Annotated in this window: 16 protein-coding genes; 10 read left to right on the top strand and 6 right to left on the bottom strand. The window is 57.7% G+C overall.

Annotated features, from left to right (window positions below; genetic code table 11):
- Positions 1 to 191 precede the first annotated feature (191 nt).
- From CPAR_RS09960 to CPAR_RS09940, 6 genes are all read left to right on the top strand, one after another.
- Positions 192 to 1,142 (top strand): cache domain-containing protein, encoded by a 951-nt coding sequence (locus CPAR_RS09960; protein WP_041466368.1) that lies wholly within the window; start codon positions 192 to 194, stop codon positions 1,140 to 1,142.
- A gap of 13 nt (positions 1,143 to 1,155) precedes the next feature.
- Complete coding sequence (locus CPAR_RS11360) at positions 1,156 to 1,755, top strand: solute carrier family 23 protein (RefSeq protein ID WP_049755871.1); 600 nt, start codon at positions 1,156 to 1,158, stop codon at positions 1,753 to 1,755.
- Entirely contained in the window at positions 1,701 to 2,528 is an 828-nt protein-coding gene (locus tag CPAR_RS11355) for a solute carrier family 23 protein (RefSeq protein ID WP_269478991.1), read from the top strand. Before CPAR_RS11360 ends, CPAR_RS11355 begins: the two co-directional genes overlap by 55 nt.
- 200 nt (positions 2,529 to 2,728) lie before the next feature.
- The gene (locus CPAR_RS09950) at positions 2,729 to 4,741 is read left to right on the top strand and encodes an alpha-1,4-glucan--maltose-1-phosphate maltosyltransferase (protein ID WP_012503186.1); all 2,013 of its coding nucleotides are present in this window, start codon (positions 2,729 to 2,731) and stop codon (positions 4,739 to 4,741) included.
- Between the two features lie 24 nt (positions 4,742 to 4,765).
- A complete protein-coding gene (gene treS, locus CPAR_RS09945) occupies positions 4,766 to 8,095 on the top strand; it encodes a maltose alpha-D-glucosyltransferase (protein ID WP_012503185.1) in 3,330 nt (1,109 codons plus the stop codon).
- Positions 8,096 to 8,168: 73 nt separating this feature from the next.
- Entirely contained in the window at positions 8,169 to 8,810 is a 642-nt protein-coding gene (locus CPAR_RS09940) for an alpha/beta hydrolase (protein ID WP_012503184.1), read from the top strand.
- A gap of 165 nt (positions 8,811 to 8,975) precedes the next feature.
- On the opposite strand, the gene CPAR_RS09935 is transcribed toward CPAR_RS09940, so the two are convergent.
- Both CPAR_RS09935 and mazG read right to left on the bottom strand, forming a co-directional pair.
- Positions 8,976 to 10,517 carry a hypothetical protein gene (locus CPAR_RS09935; protein ID WP_156773427.1) on the bottom strand — a complete coding sequence of 514 codons (1,542 nt, stop codon included), beginning with the start codon at positions 10,515 to 10,517 and terminating at the stop codon, positions 8,976 to 8,978.
- 271 nt (positions 10,518 to 10,788) lie between these two features.
- Entirely contained in the window at positions 10,789 to 11,604 is an 816-nt protein-coding gene (mazG, locus tag CPAR_RS09930; RefSeq protein ID WP_012503182.1) for a nucleoside triphosphate pyrophosphohydrolase, read from the bottom strand.
- 284 nt (positions 11,605 to 11,888) lie between these two features.
- Here mazG and CPAR_RS09925 point away from each other — a divergent pair, with 284 nt between their 5' ends.
- The 3 genes from CPAR_RS09925 (at position 11,889) to CPAR_RS09915 (ending at position 14,619) form a co-directional block, all read left to right on the top strand.
- Entirely contained in the window at positions 11,889 to 12,560 is a 672-nt protein-coding gene (locus CPAR_RS09925; protein WP_012503181.1) for an SDR family oxidoreductase, read from the top strand.
- A gap of 21 nt (positions 12,561 to 12,581) precedes the next feature.
- Entirely contained in the window at positions 12,582 to 14,003 is a 1,422-nt protein-coding gene (gene mnmE / locus CPAR_RS09920) for a tRNA uridine-5-carboxymethylaminomethyl(34) synthesis GTPase MnmE (RefSeq protein WP_012503180.1), read from the top strand.
- A gap of 325 nt (positions 14,004 to 14,328) precedes the next feature.
- On the top strand, positions 14,329 to 14,619 hold the full coding sequence (locus tag CPAR_RS09915) for a GIY-YIG nuclease family protein (protein ID WP_012503179.1): 291 nt from the start codon (positions 14,329 to 14,331) through the stop codon (positions 14,617 to 14,619).
- Between the two features lie 147 nt (positions 14,620 to 14,766).
- Here the strand turns inward: CPAR_RS09915 and CPAR_RS09910 are convergent, their stop codons facing one another.
- Positions 14,767 to 15,681, bottom strand: a complete 915-nt coding sequence (locus CPAR_RS09910) for a prohibitin family protein (RefSeq protein ID WP_012503178.1) — start codon at positions 15,679 to 15,681, stop codon at positions 14,767 to 14,769.
- A 199-nt stretch (positions 15,682 to 15,880) separates the two neighbouring features.
- Here CPAR_RS09910 and CPAR_RS09905 point away from each other — a divergent pair, with 199 nt between their 5' ends.
- Positions 15,881 to 16,366: a CIA30 family protein gene (locus CPAR_RS09905; RefSeq protein ID WP_012503177.1), complete on the top strand. Its 486-nt coding sequence runs from the start codon at positions 15,881 to 15,883 to the stop codon at positions 16,364 to 16,366.
- A 41-nt stretch (positions 16,367 to 16,407) separates the two neighbouring features.
- On the opposite strand, the gene CPAR_RS09900 is transcribed toward CPAR_RS09905, so the two are convergent.
- The 3 genes from CPAR_RS09900 to CPAR_RS09890 form a co-directional block, all read right to left on the bottom strand.
- The gene (locus CPAR_RS09900; protein WP_012503176.1) at positions 16,408 to 17,100 is read right to left on the bottom strand and encodes a methyltransferase domain-containing protein; all 693 of its coding nucleotides are present in this window, start codon (positions 17,098 to 17,100) and stop codon (positions 16,408 to 16,410) included.
- A gap of 140 nt (positions 17,101 to 17,240) precedes the next feature.
- Positions 17,241 to 17,645 (bottom strand): hypothetical protein, encoded by a 405-nt coding sequence (locus CPAR_RS09895; RefSeq protein ID WP_012503175.1) that lies wholly within the window; start codon positions 17,643 to 17,645, stop codon positions 17,241 to 17,243.
- 122 nt (positions 17,646 to 17,767) lie between these two features.
- Positions 17,768 to 18,637, bottom strand: a complete 870-nt coding sequence (locus CPAR_RS09890) for a hypothetical protein (protein WP_012503174.1) — start codon at positions 18,635 to 18,637, stop codon at positions 17,768 to 17,770.
- Positions 18,638 to 18,660: the final 23 nt, after the last annotated feature.

The following is an 18,660-nucleotide window of genomic DNA, read 5'->3' as shown; positions in this document are numbered from 1 at the left end:
GGTCGTTTCAAGACACTTCAGCGTGGAGTGAATATAAGCATTTCAGCTACTCATGGAAGGAGCTGGTTGAAAGCTGCATTTCGATGGGTGATTCCAGAACGGCAGCGGTTGGTGGGTTTGCAGGGATGAATCGCCGGATGCATATTGAATTATGGATGGAACATGCGCTGGCAACGCTTAGCCTTTTGCTCATGAATGGCATCTTGAACGCTCGACTCCGTTTTTCGAAAACCTCGGCACCGATGCTGTTCGCCGTGCTGATAGCGACGTTTCTTTTGCTGGCCGGTTGCAGTTCGGATGAGAGCGATGCCCCCGATCTTTCGGCATACGAGTATCGCGACACCCGTGATCTGGTCCGGTTCACCTATGATGCCGCGCAGATACTCAAAAGCGACGGTCTCAAAAGCCTGGACTATTTCCGCGCCAATCGAAGCCATTACCGCACCCCCGATTTTTACCTCTACATCTACGACGAGCAGGGCAACAACCTGTTTCACGCAGGGATGCCCTGGCTTGAGGGTCGGAATCTCTCCGACTTGAGCGACATCAACGGCAAGCAAGTCTCCCGGCTTATCATGCAGGCGCTCGACGACCCCGACAATCCGCACGGGTGGGTGCATTACTCATGGTGGGAGCCGGGCAAATTCTACCCTGTGCCGAAATCCTCCTGCAACTTCAGGGTGAAAACCCCGGAGGGCAAGGTGCTCTTTGCCGGCGCGGGTATCGACTATCCTCACGAGGAGAAAGAGTTTGTCCGGATAGTCGTTGACGGCGCCGTATCGCTGATCGAAAAAAAAGGCCCGGAGACCATCTCCGAAATTGCCGACCCGACCTCCTCGTTCAATTTCCGTGATGTCAGGGTGTTCGCCTTTTACCCCGACGGCTCGCTGCTGATCTCACCGGTTCTCAACGAAAGCGCTGTGCCTATCCAGTTGCTGGAGTGCCGTGACGAGGTCGGCAACCCTACCTTTGCCAATGCGGTAAAGCGCCTCGAAACCAGTGAGAGCGATTGGTCGGTCTTCATGGCCAAGAGCCGTTATCAGCGGGGACTTGTAAAAAAATGCCTCTACCTGCGCAAAACGCATTTAGAGGGAAAACTCCTCTATGTCGGCGCTGTTACCGACCTTCCCCAGCCACCATAGACTGCCCGGCACTATGAAGTCTGAAAATGCAAAACACATCGAATACGGGTTCAATGAAATGCCGCCGCCCGGACAGCTGGTGATTCTTTCGCTGCAGCATGTCATGCTCATGTTCGTCTCGATCGGCCTGGCCATCATCTTCGCCGGGCAGATCAACGCTTCGACCGAGTTTACCGCGACGCTGGTAATGCTCTCTATGATTGCCGCGGGCATCGGCTCCATCATCCAGTCGGCAGGCTTTCCCTACATCGGCTCCGGGTATCTCTGCCCCAACATTTGCGGCCCGTCCTACCTCAGCCTCTCCCTTTCTGCCGCGTGGGTCGGCGGCATGCCGCTGGTCAGGGGGATGATCTTTCTTGCCGGTCTGGTCGAAATGGCCTTTGCTCCGGTGGTTCATAAACTCAAGAACGTGTTTCCGCAGTTCATCGTCGGTCTTGTGGTCGCCATGGTCGGGGTGAGCGTCATCAGGATGTCGGTCATCTCCTTTTTCGGTCTTGAATTCAGGGCGGATGTGGTCAGGGGGGGGATATCGCGATTGGCGTCATTTCACTGCTCGTCATGGTATTCGCCAATATCTGGGGGCGCGGGCTGGTGCGGATCTATTGCCTCTTGATCGGCATTATCGCCGGCTGGATCGCCTCGTTTTTCATCATGCCGGAGTATTTCCTCGGACTCCGCATCCTGAAGAGTTGTCCCATGTTCGCGCTGCCGGTGATCGGGCCGGAGTTCAGGCACATCAGCGTCCGGGGAGACATGCTGCTGCCGTTTCTGGTTATCGCACTCAGCGGTTCGCTCAAGTCGTTCGGCAATCTGCTCGCTGCGCAGAAGGCTTCGCAGCCGGAACTGAAAGAGGTCGATTATACTCGCATCCGCAAGGGGATTCTTGCCGACGGCGTCGCCACGGCTCTGGCCGGGCTGCTCGGTGGGCTGGCCGTCGACACCTCATCGAGCAACATTGGCCTTGCGGGCAGCACCAAAGTGCTGAGCCGGTGGATCAGCGTCGGCGCGGGGGTGATTTTTATTCTCCTGGCCTTCTGCCCAAAGATCACCTGGGCTATGTCGCTCATGCCCAAACCGGTACTTGGAGCTTCGATGATTTTCGCCGGGTGCTTCATGATCAGCGCCGGTCTGCAGGAGATGTTTCAGGAAACGTGGGATTCACGGAAAACCTTTACCGTCGGAATCGCGCTCTTTTTCGGGCTGAGCACGGCATTTCTTCCTGGCCTCTATGCCCGTACGCCAGCGTACATCCAGGCGGTCTTCACCGATCCGCTTCCGACCTCGACCGTTCTGGCCATCATCCTGCACCTGATGATCAACCTCGATCGCACCGTTCCGAAAATGCTCCGGCGCATCGGACTTTCCACGGCAGGCAGTGATGAGTGAGCTGCGAACGGTGTGAAAAAGTTTTTGTCCCGCAGGTAAATTAGCCTTTTCATACCGGTGGAAAGAGTTCGACATTTCATATTTTGCAGGTTCATGCGCCCGTCTGTTCCGCTTTATGCTCAGGCCCGGCCGCTCAATACTGCTAACGCAGATTGCGCCTTGTTTTGCAACGCGATCTGAAGTTCTCATCACTATCGCTTATGAAATCAGAGTTTGTTCTGCCAGCCCCAATCCGGCCTGATCGCCCCTTCGATGGTCGCCGGAGAGCCGTGATCGACCGCGTGTTTCCTGAAATCGACGGAGGCCGTTTTCCCGCCAAAAAGGTCGAAGGCGACCGGATGGTTGTCGAAGCTGATATTTTCACCGATGGCGCCGATACGATTGTGGCCGAGCTGCTGCATCGCCGGAAAGGGGAGACGGAGTGGGCGCGGGTTCCCATGACCTTTCTGGTGAACGACCGCTGGACGGCGGCGTTCGAGGTCGGTGCGCCGGGCATGTATGAATATACCGTCGAAGCCTGGGTCGATCATTTCCAGACCTGGCGCAAGGGGTTGCAGAAAAAGCTCGACGCAGGGCAGGATGTTTCGCTCGACCTGCGCATTGGCGCGACCATCGTGGAGCTTGGCGCGGCGCGGGCAGAGGACGAGGATGCCGGAACGCTGCATCACTACGTGGGCCTGCTGTCGGTCGGCGGGAGCGACAAGGCTGTCGAGGCCGCGCTGAGCGAGGAGCTGCTGGCGGCGATGGAGCGCTGCCCGGAACGGTCGATGGCGAGCCTGTACGAAAAGATTCTTTTGCTCCAGATCGATCAGAAAAAGGCCGGGTTCAGCACCTGGTACGAACTCTTTCCCCGCTCGTGGGCCGAGGAGCCAGGCAAACACGGGACCTTCCGCGACTGCATGAATCTGTTGCCTCGTGTCGCCCGGATGGGTTTCGATGTGCTCTACCTGCCGCCGATCCACCCCATCGGCGTGACGAAGCGCAAGGGCAAGAACAACGCGCTCGTCGCCGGGCCGGACGATCCGGGTAGTTGCTGGGCGATTGGCGGCGCGGATGGCGGCCACACCTCGGTGCATCCCGAGCTCGGCACGATGGAGGAGTTCGAGGCGTTCGTGCAGGAGGCCGAAGCACAGGGCATTTCGGTGGCGCTCGACATCGCCTTCCAGTGCTCGCCCGACCATCCGTGGGTCAAGGAGCATCCGCAGTGGTTCCGCTGGCGTCCGGACGGCACGGTGCAGTTCGCCGAGAATCCGCCGAAGAAGTACGAAGACATCCTGCCCATCGACTTCGAGTCCGAGGACTGGCAGAACCTCTGGATTGCCCTGCGCGACGTGTTTCTCTTCTGGATCGGCAAAGGCGTCAAGATTTTCCGTGTTGACAATCCGCACACCAAGGGCTTCGCCTTCTGGGAGTGGGCACTCGGCTCGATCCGCGAGCAGCACCCCGACACGATGTTCCTCGCCGAGGCCTTCACCCGCCCGAAGCTCATGGCACGGCTGGCCAAGGGTGGCTACACTCATTCTTACACCTACTTCACCTGGCGCAATACCAAGCACGACCTGCAGGAGTACCTGATCGAGCTGACCCAGACCGAGCTGAAAGACTACATGCGCCCGAACTTCTGGCCCAACACGCCGGACATCCTGCACGAAGAGTTGCAGGGCGGCAGCCGCCCGAGGTTCATCATCCGCATGGTGCTGGCTGCGACGCTCTCGTCGAACTACGGCATGTATGGCCCGGCCTACGAGCTGCTGGAGCACGTGCCGTACCCCGGCAAGGAGGAGTATGTCGATTCGGAGAAATACGAAATCAAGCAGTGGGATTTGGATCGCCCCGGCAACATCCGCGCCGAAATCACGGCGGTCAACCGCATCCGTCACGAAAATACCGCGCTTCAGCAGACCAACGACGTCACCTTCGTGCGCATTGACGCCGGAGAGGGCCGGGAGCACGACCAGCTCATGGGCTACGTCAAGTGCTCGCCCGACGGCGCGAACATCATCCTCACCGTGGTCACGCTCGACGACCGGAACACGCAGGGCGGCTGGCTGCGCTTCCCGCTTGAAAAGTTCGGGCGCCCGCACACCGAGCGCTTCACGGTCGAAGACCTGATTTCGGGCCGCACTTTCGAGTGGAACGGCGAGTGGAACTACGTCGAGCTGAATCCGCACCAGATGCCGGCACATATTTTCAGGGTTAATCTACCATTATAAATCAACGCACTTTTTTAACCACCAATGCCCAAAAAACAAGCTGTAACAAGCTATCAGCCGGAGCCGCTCTGGTACAAGGATGCCATTATTTATGAACTGCATGTCAAAACCTTCTGCGACAGCGATAACGATGGCGTCGGGGATTTTCGCGGCCTGAAGAGCCGCCTCGGCTACCTCGAAAGCCTCGGAGTGACGGCGATCTGGATTCTGCCGTTCTACCCTTCGCCACTGCGCGACGACGGCTACGACATCGCCGATTACAAGTCGGTCAATCCCGACTACGGCACGATCGAAGATTTCCGCGACTTCCTCGAAGAGGCGCACCAGCGGGGCATGAAGGTGATTACCGAACTGGTGGTCAACCACACCTCCGATCAGCACGAGTGGTTCAAAAAGGCGCGCAAGGCTCCGAAGGGCTCGCCCGAGCGCAATTTCTACGTCTGGAACGACGACGATGAAAAATATGGCGAGACCCGCATCATCTTCCAGGATTTCGAGACTTCGAACTGGACGTGGGACGAAGTGGCCGGGCAGTACTACTGGCACCGCTTTTTCCACCACCAGCCCGACCTGAACTTCGAGAATCCCGCTGTGCATGAAGCACTGTTCGACGTGCTCGATTTCTGGCTCGGCATGGGCGTGGATGGCCTTCGCCTCGACGCTGTGCCGTACCTTTACGAGGCCGAAGGCACCAACTGCGAGAACCTGCCGAAGACTTTCGACTTCCTGCGCAAGCTGCGCACCTACGTGGACAAGAACTATCCCAACCGGATGCTCTTGGCCGAAGCCAACCAGTGGCCGGAGGATTCCGCGGCCTACCTCGGCGAGGGGGACATGTGCCACATGAACTTCCATTTCCCGCTCATGCCGCGCATGTACATGGCGCTGGCCGCCGAAGACCGTTTCCCGATCATCGATATTCTCGACCAGACGCCGGAGATTCCGGAGAGCTGCCAGTGGGCCTCGTTCCTGCGCAACCACGACGAGCTGACGCTTGAAATGGTGACCGACGAGGAGCGCGACTACATGCGCCGCGTCTATGCGCACGACCAGCGGGCGCGTATCAACCTCGGCATCCGCCGACGTCTGGCGCCGCTGATGTCGAACGACCGCCGCCGCATCGAGCTGATGAACATCATGCTGCTCTCACTGCCCGGCACGCCGGTGCTCTACTACGGCGACGAAATCGGCATGGGCGACAACTTCTACCTCGGCGACCGCGACGGCGTGCGCACGCCGATGCAGTGGAACGCCGACCGCAACGCCGGCTTTTCGCGCGCCAATCCGCAGAAGCTGCTTCTGCCGGTGATCATCGATCCCGAGTACCACTACGAGGCGGTCAACGTGGAGCTGCAGGAGTCGAACCCCAACTCGCTGCTCTGGTGGATGCGCCACACCCTGGCCACCTCCCGCCGCTTCAAGGCATTCAGCCGCGGCAGCATCGAGTTCCTGAACGCGAACAACCACAAGGTGCTCATGTTTACCCGCACCTTCGAGGACGAGACCATCCTCACGATCATCAACCTGTCGCGCAACGCGCAGGCGGTCAGCGTTGATCTGTCCGCTTACGAAGGGTGCGTACCGGAAGAAATTTTCAGCATGAACCGCTTCCCGAAGGTGCGCAAAGTTCCCTACATGGTGGCTCTCGCACCGTACGGCTACTTCTGGCTCCGGCTGCTCAAGGCTGACGTTGAAGTCGGGCGTGGTGACCTGCTCGAAAAGGCTACCCTGCGTGCCGCGAAATGGCAGGGGCTGCTGGCCGGTCGCAATCTCGACAAGCTCGAAGCCGATCTGCTCCCGCTCTTTTACAAGGCCGTCCGCTGGTTTGGCGGCAAGGCCCGGAACATCATCAGGGTGAAAGTGCTCGATACGGTGCCGGTGACGGGCATGGAGAACACGGCTTTTGCCATCACCGAGGTGAACTACCCGAGCGGCGAAAACGAGCGCTATCAGCTCCCGCTGACCTTCGTGCCGCTGGAGCTTGGCGACCTGAACGACGACTCGTTCAAACGTCACGCCATCGCACGCATCGAACTTGGCGGCGAGGAAGGCTTCCTCGTCGATGCTTCGATCGATGCCGGGTTCCGTTCGAAGCTGCTCGACCTCATCCTGAACGCGGAACGCTGGACGGGTTCATCCGGCAAGATCACCGCCGAGGCCGGCAAGCTGATCGGCGCCTTCAGCGAAAGTGATGCCGAAGCCGGGGAACCGCTCGCATCGCGCCTGATGGGACTGGAGCAGAGCAACACCTCGATTATGTACGGCGAGGAGCTTTGCCTGAAGCTTTACCGCAAGATCGACAGCGGCATGTCGCCGGAGATCGAAATTTCCCGAATGCTCAGCGAGCAGACCGATTACCGGAACACGCCGGTCTATCTCGGCTCGTTCGATTACGCGAAGAGCCATCGGGAGCGCTACTCGCTCGGCATTCTGCAGAACTTCGTGCCCAACGAGTGCGACGGCTGGCGCCTGAGCCTCGACCATGCGCAGCGCTATTTCGAAGAGGTGCTCTCGCACCGGTCGCAGGGCAACATGCCGCCGCCTCTGCCTTCGAACGAGGATCTGGAGCACGAAATGCCGGAGATCATGCACGAGCTGGTCGGCGGATTCTACTACCACATGGTGGGCCAGCTCGCCGAACGCACGGCTGGCATGCACATCGCGCTCGGTTCGATCGACACCGATCCGGCGTTCGCCCCGGAGCCGTTCACGACGCTCTACCAGCGCTCGATCTACCAGGCGATGACCGACCAGGTCAAGCGCGCAATGATCTTTTTGCGCGAATCGATGCACTCGGTGCCGAAAGCCTCAAAAGCGCTTGCAAAGGAGCTGCTCGGCATGGAGAAGGAGATTCTCAAGCAGTTCGAGCCCATGCGCAAGGAGAAGATCGATACGGTCAAGATCAGGATTCACGGCGACTACCATCTCGGCCAGGTGCTCTTCACAGGCAACGACTTCATGATTCTCGATTTCGAAGGCGAACCCGCACGCTCGCTGTCGGAGCGCAAGATCAAGCGCTCGGTCTATCGCGACCTTGCCGGCATGCTGCGCTCGTTCGACTACGCGGCTTTCAACGTGCTGATGCAGGAGCATCACATCCGCCCCGAAGAGCGCAAGGCGATGGAGCCGTGGGCCGAGCTGTGGAGCTACTACATGGGTCAGCGCTTTATCGAGGTCTACACGCAGCACACCGAAGGCAAGGGGCTGATTCCCGATGAACCCCGCCAGCGCGAACTGCTGTTGCGCAGCTACCTGATGAACAAGGCGATTTACGAGTTGCTCTACGAACTGAACAACCGCCCCGAGTGGTTGGAGATCCCGATCAACGGCATCATGCGCCTCATCAAAAACTGAGCCTTCCAGCCATCCAGCGCCGGTCTCTCACTTACCGCGGAGAGACCGGCCTTTTGTTTTTTCCCTCGGAATAATGAGCGAACACCATCTCGAAACCACCATCAGCGGACGCTACCTTGTTGAAGTGCCGGATGGCGACGGCCCTTTTCCATTGCTTGCCGGATTCCACGGCTACGGCCAGACCGCTGAAGACGAACTCGAACTGCTTCGGAAAATTCCCTGTTCGGAGCCCTTCGTACTCTGCGCCATAGAAGCGCAGCACTCCTTCATCAACTCGAAAGGCCAGCCCGGCGCAAGCTGGATGACCCGCCGCGACCGCGAGCTGCGCATCGCCGAAAACGTGCGCTACGTTGATGCTGTTATCGGCAGGGTGATGGCGGAGCTGCCTGTCGACGGTCGCCTCGTACTGCACGGCTTTTCGCAAGGCGCGGGCATGGCCTGCCGCGCAGCCGTGCTCGGACGCCACGCGGTCAGTGCGGTGATGTTGCTCGGTGGTGACATCCCGCCCGAACTCAACGATCTCGCAAAGCTGCACGCCGTGCAAATCGGATGTGGAAGCAACGACCATTTTTATCGGAAGCAACAGCTTGATTCGGATGTCACCCGCTTGCGAGAGGCTGGGATCGATCCAACGGTTTGCGAGTACGCAGGAGGCCACGTACCGACTGACGATTATTTCAAAGCTGCGGGTCGGTTTCTAACAATGATGAGGTGAAAATTCAAAAAGGGCACCGCTAAAAAGAGAGAGTTTCAATGGAATTATCCCCGCAAATCCGGAACATCACTCCAGATTTGCAGGGATAATTTTACAGATGGCGGAATGTGGATTGGTTCAGCTTTTTTCTTCGTTTCAGAGCCCGTCCGGCCTCTTTTCCCCTGTTTACCGCTTGATTAACACCTGTTCGTTGTTGCCCGGAAAGATCTGGAGCAGCGCGGGTTTTTCCATCATCTTGTTCCAGTCGCTCATCAGCATGCCCTTGCCGTTATTGCACTGAACATTGTTCGGTCTGAGCAGGACGGGAATGCGGAGCGTCTGGCCCGGTTTGATCGGGGGAATGGAGATGAAATAGTTCTTCTTGTCGAACGGGAAATAGAAGACCTCTTTGCTCTGGCGGATACAGCAACTGATCTTGTCGGTGACCTTACCCGTGGGGTTGGAGACCTCGAGCATCAGCACGGCATCGTGGTACTGGAACCTCGGGTTCAGCTTCAGCCACTTGCTGCCATCCGCACCGTTATCGGCGGTTTTGCGCACCTCGGATTCGAGGTAGTTGACCGCCTTGCGGACATCGTTTTCCGACAGGTAAGGCGAGGCTTCCGAAGCGATCTCGGCGATAAGGTAATCCTTGCCCATGCTCATCATCGCATCGAAATCCGGCAGTGACGGCGGCATACCCATGGCGGCCAGGCCGTAATCCAGTCCGAAGGTGAAGGCCTGCTGGCATGTCTTCCCGCACCCGACGGTGTTTTTCGCCAGGGAGATGGCGAGATTGAGAGCCTTTTGCTTCAGGCTGTTGTAGGCGTTGGCCACCCTGTTGATGCTCTCAGTGACGAATCCAACCACGCTGCCGACGGCATCCTTGACCGCTTCCCAGCCACCTTTCGAGCCGTCGTCACGCGGGAAGAAGAGCTCCTGCCCCTTTGTGTAGCCGAACATCGGCATATCTTTGGTGACGATGTAGTTGCGGTCCCAGTCGCTCATCGCGGGCTGGAACGGCTCGTAGCTGGCGATTTTTATTGCCGGCGCATGGATTTCAGGCGTAGCCACATTGGGATTGGGGTCGCCGTACCAGACGAAGTTCGATTCTCCCGGAGTGCTCAGGTGCAGCGTCGCGGCTTTCGATGGCGTGGCGACTGGCTTGCCCGCAGCGTTGAGGGTGATGATGCGCACATAAAAGGTGACAGCGAAAGGCTCTTTCCGGGCAAGATTGTGCAGGACAGGCTTTGTCGGCGCCTGCTTCAGCTCCGGCCTTTTGAGCTGAACGACTCGGGCGGCAGCCGGACTCAGCGGCTTGGCCGCAATCGACGGGGAGGCTGGTGATGACGAAAATCGGGGTTGCAGCATCTTTTGCGGAGCGATCTTTTTGATCGAGGCAGAGCCCATTTTACCAGGCATAAGCGCCGCAAGATCTATCGAGAACAACGGCTGGTTCCCGGCTCCGCTGATTTTCTGAATGGTTCCCGTCTTGAGCAGACCAGGAGGGGTCTTCCAGTTCTCAACCGATTCGGGGAAGGGGAAGAGCGAAACCTGATAGACCGCCTTCGAAAATCCGGCATCATTGGTTGACCACTGCACCCACCACTGCTTCATCTTCTCGACCGAAGGCACTGACGTAACCACATTATTGAGGCACTGGAAATGCTCCTTGCCGAGTTCTCCCAGGCCATCCCACAGGCGAACTGTTGTTGTGGATTTCCGCATCAGCATGGGGCGTGGTGATGTTTTTTGCACCTGAGAGGGCTTCTTCACCTGCAGCATGGAGGGCCGGAAGTCAGCCCGTGCACTCTCCGAGAACAGAGTGAGAAGGATGAAGGCAAGCAGAATGCCCGTCAGCAAAGGACGCGAAAAGGAGGAGCGGGCTGTCATGGATGAACGAAAGCATTGTACCATGGCCGTGTTGGTTTTGGTGAGCGAATGCAAGATGGCTCGGTGACATATCCTGCGGGAAGCTGATGCAGGCTATAAAAGATTATCATGATTTTTTCGCCTCGTTCCAAAGCGAGTCCAGCTCCTCGGCTGAAAACTCCTGCCAGCTTTTTCCCGACGCCTGCACGGACTCTTCGACTTTGCGGAAACGATCCATGAATTTGTTGGTCGCCTTGCGTAGAGCGTCTTCGGGGTTGGTGTCGATGAAGCGGCTGTAGTTGACGATGGTGAAGAGCAGGTCGCCGAACTCCTCCTCACGCTCGCTCTTGTCCGCCGCATGACGCAATTCGCCGATCTCCTCGGTGAGCTTGTCGAGCACGCCTTCGTCACTTGGCCAATCGAAGCCGACGCCCGCCACCTTTTTCTGCACCCGGTAGGCCCGCAGCAGTTCGGACATCGCGTTCGGCACCCCTTCCAGCAGGCTCTTGCGCCCCTCCTTCATTTTCAGATTTTCCCAGTTGCCGAGTACCGCCTGCTCCGTGTCGGCCTTCACATCCCCAAACACGTGCGGGTGGCGGCTGATGAGCTTGTGGCAAAGCGCCTCGAAGACATCGACGAACGAGAATTTGCCCGCCTCGTCGGCCAGCAGCACCTGAAAGCAGACGTGCAGGAAGAGATCGCCCAGCTCCTTTTTCAGCTCCGGATCGTCGCCCGTGTCGATGGCGTGCACCAGCTCATAGCTCTCTTCGAGCAAGAGATGCGCCAGCGACTCCGGCGTCTGCTTGCGATCCCACGGGCACTCCGAACGCAGCACCCGCACGAGGTTCACCACCCGCTCGAAGTGCTCGGCAGGCGTGACGGCGTTGTGGTTGAGAACGGACTCCTTGAGGATTTCGATGGACGGGTTCGCTTCGTGCTTCATGATGTCGGGGGGCTTGTTGTGATGTGCCGAAAGTTACTATTTAGGCCGGAGAATCCGTACTATTGAAATGAGGCTCTTTTGTCCCGTAAACAACAAGGAATTGGGCTAAAGCCCTGATTTATTTTGTGTTGTCAGGCATCCCCGGCTTAAAAGCCGGGGCAATTGTCAAGAGTTATAATTCCTGAAGCCATAATTGCCCCGGACTTCAGTCCGGGGTATGTGTGGTTTTATAAAAAAATCCGGGCTTCAGCCCAATATCTCAGCAGTCAGAAAATCACTATCTCATGAACTTCGCAGATTCAACCGCCGTCGTGACTGGCTCCAGCTCCGGCATCGGTCTGGCCACTTGCCGCGCCCTGCTCGACACCGGAGCTTCAGTGTTCGGCCTCAGCCGCCGCGAGACGCCCATCGCGCACGAGCGCTTCCGCTGGTTGCCGACCGACGTGACCATCGAGGCCGAAATCGACCGGGCGTTCGAGGCGGTGTTCGCCGAACGCGGGCGCGTTGATCTGCTGGTCAACAACGCCGGGTTCGGCTTTTTCCGCGACATCGAATCCATCGATCCGGCGGAGTGGCGGCGGCTGATCGACACCAACCTGACCGCCATGTTTCTCTGCACGCGCAAGGTGGTGCCGTCGATGAAAAAGGCCGGGCGCGGCATGATCGTCAACATCGGCTCGGTCGCGGGCAAGCGCGGCATCAGGGGCGGCACGGCCTACAGCGCCTCCAAATTCGCGGTCAACGGCTTTTCCGAATCGCTCATGGAGGAGCTGCGCGGCTTCGGCATCCGCGTGTCGTGCCTCAATCCCGGCTCGGTTATGACGGAGTTTTTCGATCAAGCCGGTATCGAACCGAAAAAGCATATGCAACCGGATGACCTCGCCCGGCTGATCGTCTCGCTTGTCCAATTGCCAGACGGAATGCTTCCCGACGAAATGACCGTCCGCCCTTTGTAACTCATAATCTCGTTTTGACTTATGTCATCCTCCGATCTTCATCTTCCCGTTCCCGGCCATCCCATTGCCGCCATCGCTACTCCGGTTGGCGTCGGGGCGCTCGCCATCGTGCGCATCAGCGGCGCGGGCGTGCTCGACCTGGCCGACCGCGTTTTCCGCAAGGCGCACGGCAGCGAAAAGCTCGCCGATGCCGCCGGATACACTGCGCACTTCGGGCGTCTCTACGACGGCGAAGAGATGGTCGATGAGGTGATCGCGCTGGTGTTCCGCGCGCCGCGCTCTTTTACCGCCGAGGAGATGGTGGAGTTCACCTGCCACGGCGGGCCGGTGGTGGTCGGGCGCGTGCTGCGGTTGATGCTCGACAAGGGTTGCCGCCTCGCCGAACCGGGCGAGTTCACGCGCCGCGCCTTCCTCAACGGGCGCATCGATCTCTTGCAGGCCGAAGCGATCGGTGAGATGATCCATGCCCGCACCGAATCGGCGTATCGCACGGCGATCAGCCAGATGAAAGGCGACCTCTCGGCGCAGCTCGGCGCACTGCGCGAACAGCTCATCCGCTCGCGGGCACTCATCGAACTCGAACTCGACTTCAGCGAGGAGGATGTCGAGTTCCAGAGCCGCGACGAACTGACCGCGCAGGTCGAAACGCTCCGGATCGAAGTGAACCGGCTCATCGACTCCTACCAGCACGGACGGCTCGTCAGTGAGGGTGTCGCCACGGTTATCGCCGGAAAGCCGAACGCCGGTAAATCAACGCTGCTCAACACGTTACTCGGCCAGGAGCGCGCCATCGTCAGCCACATGCCCGGCACCACGCGCGACTACATCGAGGAGTGTTTCATCCACGACAAGACAATGTTTCGCCTCACCGACACCGCCGGACTGCGCGAAGCGGGCGAGGAGATCGAGCACGAAGGCATCCGCCGAAGCCGCATGAAGATGGCCGAAGCCGACCTGATTCTCTACCTGCTCGACCTCGGCACGGAGCGGCTCGACGACGAACTCACGGAAATCCGCGAGCTGAAGGCGGTGCATCCCGAAGCGAAATTCCTCACCGTCGCCAACAAGCTCGACCGCGCCGACAACTCGGGCGATCTCATCCGCGCCATCACCGATGGCACCGGCACGGAAGTCATCGGCATTTCCGCGCTCAACGGCGACGGCATCGCCAAGCTCAAGCAGCACATGGGCGAGCTTACCAAAGGCCTCGACAAACTCCACGAAGCGAGCGTGCTCGTCACCAGCCTCCGCCACTACGAAGCGCTGCGCAACGCCTCCGACGCCCTGCAGAACGCCCTCGAACTTATCGAACACCAGAGCGAAACCGAACTCATCGCCTTCGAACTCCGAGCCGCCCTCGACTACGTCGGAGAAATCACCGGAAAGGTGGTGAACGAAGAGGTACTGAATACGATTTTTGACAAGTTTTGTATCGGGAAATAGGGGGAGGGATTCTAAAACAACTAAGCATCATCATCGGGCTCGTGGCATTTCAGTCCGTCATTCCCGCGAAGGCGGGAATCCACGAGCTTATTCCAGGTTCTGGATTCCCGCATGCGCGGGAATGACGAGGAAGCGGTTGCATGAATGAACTGGAATTCGAATAAGGGGGAGCGTGATAAATGTTTATGTGGTTGTTAATGTTCCCTATGTGCCTACTCGATTTTCAGTTCACCATTACCGATCAACATTCTATTCTGTCATTCCCGCGAAGGCGGGAATCCATCTGAATGCGTAAATCCAGGGAATCCATTCAAGGATCAGAAAGATGAGAGAGCCAGCCGTTTACATTCTCGCCAGCAAGCCCAACGGCACACTTTACATTGGCGTGACTAGCGACCTGGTCAAGCGAGTCTGGGAGCACAAAAATCAGCTGCTCGAAGGATTTACCAAAAAATACCACGTTCATCACTTAGTATACTTCGAGCAACACAATGATATGCCCTCAGCTTTCACCAGAGAAAAACAGCTCAAGAAATGGAATCGCGCCTGGAAAATTGCACTGATCGAGAAGGAGAATCCCGACTGGCGCGATTTGTGGGAAGATATTTGCCACTAATCAACTCTTCAGGTTCGCACATGGATTCCCGCCTCCGCGGGAATGACGGGTAAGAGCGTGAGGGGCATGAGCTTGGATGGACAACCACAAACTGCCAAGGATTGAATCACTGCCGAACCGGGTTTCTCCCGGTTCGGCAGTGATTTTTTACTTGTCGCCGATGAGCATCGAGGCGTTTTTGCTGTCGCCGAGGATGATGACTTTTGAGTTCTCGGTCTTGACAAGGTTCTGCATCACCTTGATCTGTTCGTACTTCAGCAGCCTGTCGTTCAGCGATTCCGAGATGATTCGCTGGTAGTCGGAGATACCTTTCGCCTCGACGCGCTTGCGTTCGGCTTCCTGGGTCTCTTTCTGAAGGACGAACTGCATTTTCTGAGCCTCCTGCTCGGCGTTGATTTTGGCCTCGATAGCCATCTTCACCGACTCCGGAAGCGAGATGTTGCGTACCAGCAGGTTCTCCAGAATAATGCCGCGTTTTTCGAAATCCTTCCTGATGCTCTCGAAAATGTTCACCTGAAACTCTTCGCGTTTTTTCGAGTACAGATCGATGGCGTTATACATCACAGCGTTATCGCGAATTCTGGTACGGGCGGTCGGGCGGATGATCTTGTCGATATAGGCATATCCCGGTCCGATCTCACGGCGGATGGCAGGCGCCTGCGTCGGGTTGACCCTGTAGAGCACGGTCATGTCGATGGTGACCTCAAGGCCGTCAGCGCTCAGTACCCTGATCGGGCCGTCGCTCCGTTGCGAGGGCTCTTTTTCCGAGCCGGACATGGTATAGCTCTGGGTCGTAACGTCGAAGAACTCGACTTTTTCGAGGGGATTGATAATGTTGAGGCCGCTGGTCAGAATGGTGGGCTGGACCTTTCCGAAAAGGCTTTTGACGCCAACTTTACCGGGCTCTACAATCCTGAAAACAGACGACAGCAGGCCAAGAATAACGATCACGATTCCCGCTATCTTTAACACGCCAGAAACCCTTTTGCCGGGCTTGTTTGTTGACCTGTTGGCCACGCCAATAACCAAAAGGATGACTCCGAGAAAGACAAGAAAGTTCATAAAGCGCAGATGGGTTGAGGTTGAAAAGATGTGCGCCTGATGAGGGGCAGGTTTGGTTACATTTAATGTACCTGTTTTTCCCTCCGGGCAATGCTCATGGAGGCCGATGTTACGTTTTGTTTTATCAAAATAACTTACTCGCTTTGCTGCATATTCAGTGTCGGGCAGCGAGTGCTTGCTACAAATAAAAGATAAAACCATGCTTGTTTGTGATTTCAAAACCACGTGCCTGAACTGGATGAACGTCGATGATGTCGTGATGGGTGGCGTTTCGGACAGCGCGATGCAGTTGACTCCAGACGGAACCGCTTTGTTTGCCGGGAATCTGTCGCTGGAAAACTCCGGTGGTTTCGCTTCGGTGCGTACGGTGCTTGCGCAGCGGAATTATGCGGATTTCGACGGGTTCCGGATCAGGGTGAAAGGCGATGGCAAGCGTTACAGCTTCAGGGCGAGGAACGACGAGCGGTTCGATGGCGTCGTCTATAAATCCGATTTCGAGACCGTGCCGGGCGAATGGATGGAGATCGATCTTCCCTTTGCAGGGTTTGTTCCCAGCTTTCGCGGCAGAACGCTCAACGACGCTCCGCCGCTTGACAACGCCAACATTGTGCAGATCGGATTGCTTATTTCGAACAAACAGGAGGGGGCGTTCCGCCTGGAGATCGTGCAGATCGAGGCGTATTGAAAAAAGCTGGATTGAAGCGGGGAGGGCATTCCTCTCTTATCTCATTTCTCGTAGCACCAGGCTTCGTGCCAGGTCTGTTTTTCAAGCCTCCGGCATTTCGTGAATCCTGCGTTTCGGGCAAGTTGTTCAAGCGTTGAGGCCGTTTCGGGGAAGTCGCAGCTCCGGATGTGCTCCTGCACCTGGTTGCGTTCGTCGGGCGTGAGTGCCTCCCATTGCGTCCGCACTGCCTTGTTGTAGCTGTAAAGATACTCCTGTCGTGCCTGCCCCTCGTCGCGCATCACATCCACAAGAATCATGCTGCCGTTGTCGCGAAGGGCGCGGTGGCATTCGGTGAAGACCTCCAGCTTGCCTTCAGCGGGCAGATGGTGCAGGGCGTAGCTGGAATAGACGATGTCGAAGTGGCTTGCGGGCGCTTCCTTCAGCGCGGAGAGCATGTCCTTGCAGCACAGGTTGATGGCGGCGCCGAACGGTTCGAGGTTTTTGCGGGCTTCGTCGAGGGCGTATTGCGAGAGGTCGCATCCGCAGTATTCTGCAAGCTCGCCGGGTTCGAGGAGCTTCAGAATGTGCGATGCGTCGCCGCAGCCGAGGTCGATGAGGCGGAGCGGTTCACCGTTTGCCTTGAACAGTTGCGAGACCGCAGCCGAGATCTCCCGGTGGAACATGAGGTTGTTGCTGATGACTTTCTGGTAGGTTGCCCAGGTTTTGCGGAAGATCGTGATGGGATCTGTACTCATGATAACTGCGCGGGAAGATCGGCGAGGCTTGAAATAATTTGACAAGTTACAAAAATGTAACGAGCTCGGCACACGTTTTTGTCATCAGCAATCAGATGCCCGGGTCTCTCGCTCCAGATTCAAATCTCACCCTGATGGCTTTACGCTTCGTCGATCTGGCGGAGGATTTCGCGCAGCGCCCCGGCGGCGGTGAGCTTCTCTTTGTCGGTCGCGGCGTTGTAGAAGCGGATGATCGCCTGCCCGCCGATGCCGATCGGGGGATACTCCTTGTGAGCGAGCATGGGCATGACGGAGAGAAATTGCGCAACGATCTCCTGCTCCATGCCGTTGATCCGGGCGAGAACATCTCCGGCGATGTCGGTGCAGCTCTGTTCGTCGAGTCCGGCAACGTAGGCGGCGCTCTGCACGGCGCCGAACTGGAAGCCGACCACGGCGAAAATCACATCCTGATTGGTGCTTTTTTCAAGTCCGGCCGGGCATTGGCCGATCGCTTCGGCCAGGAATTGCAGTGCCATTTTGGTGACCGATTCCTGATTTTTCTCCATAGCTCTTTTGCTTTGTGTGTTCATCAGTTCCGCTCTAAAGAAACGGAAATATCCCGATGAAGCGAAGCTTTTTTAAGCCGTCGCCAACCGCGATTTCCGGTTCGTGCAGCAGGATTCAGCGTTTATTCGCAGAGTGAATTGTCGGCCATGTCCGGTTTCTCGAAGCGGTTGTAGGCGTAGGTGATGCCGATGGCGAACACAACAGCCCCGATGCCGATGAGCACGTTGAAGTAGGCCGGTGCGGTGAGGGCGAGCCGGATGAGCACCGTGGCGAAGGCGAAGCCCGAGTTGCGGAACACGATCGGGTAGTCGGAGCTGTAGCGCAACGAAATCAGCACGATCAGCACGTCGCTGAAGACCAGAATCGTGTAGAACAGCGAGAAGAAGTTCTCGAGCGAGGTGCCCGACAGGTAGCGGATTCCGTCGATCACGCCGATGATGCTGAAGAGCACCAGCAGCAGCAGCGAGACCACCTTTTTCGAGGCGATGAAGTGGGTTGCGGCCTCGATGTCGCAGGTGATGGCGCGATGCTTCTGCATTTTGTAATAGACGCCGAGCAGCACAAAGATCACCAGTCCGCCGCTGGCGTTGGAGAGCATGTGCAGCACAGCCTCCGTAGAGCTGTCCCAGTGGAGCGGTTCGCTGAAATGGACCAGCTCCTTGAAGGAGTGGCGGAGCAGGATGAGCGACAGAATCTCGAACTGTTTACCGACTGACACGGAGACCGAGCTGGCGAGGCTGAAGACCAGTCCGAACACTTCGAGGCCGAGCAGCATGGAGAAGGCGACGTTGATGGCGTAGAAGTGGCTGTGCGGCAGTAAAGCGGCCAGTTGCGCGGGCAGCAATCCCTGTCGTGAAAGCTCGATAAGAATGAGCAAGGCGAGGAAGACGGTGATCAGCAGGCGCGCGATGATGCGCTCCGTACGTTTATGCTCCCAGAGATGCTCAAGAAAATCGTACAAGCCAACAAGCTGTCGGGAAATGGCGGTCATATTGTTCTCAATCGGTTTCGCTG

The organism is Chlorobaculum parvum NCIB 8327, assembly GCF_000020505.1.
Taxonomy (GTDB): Bacteria; Bacteroidota; Chlorobiia; order Chlorobiales; family Chlorobiaceae; genus Chlorobaculum; species Chlorobaculum parvum_A.
This window is presented reverse-complemented; position numbering and strand designations above follow the sequence as displayed.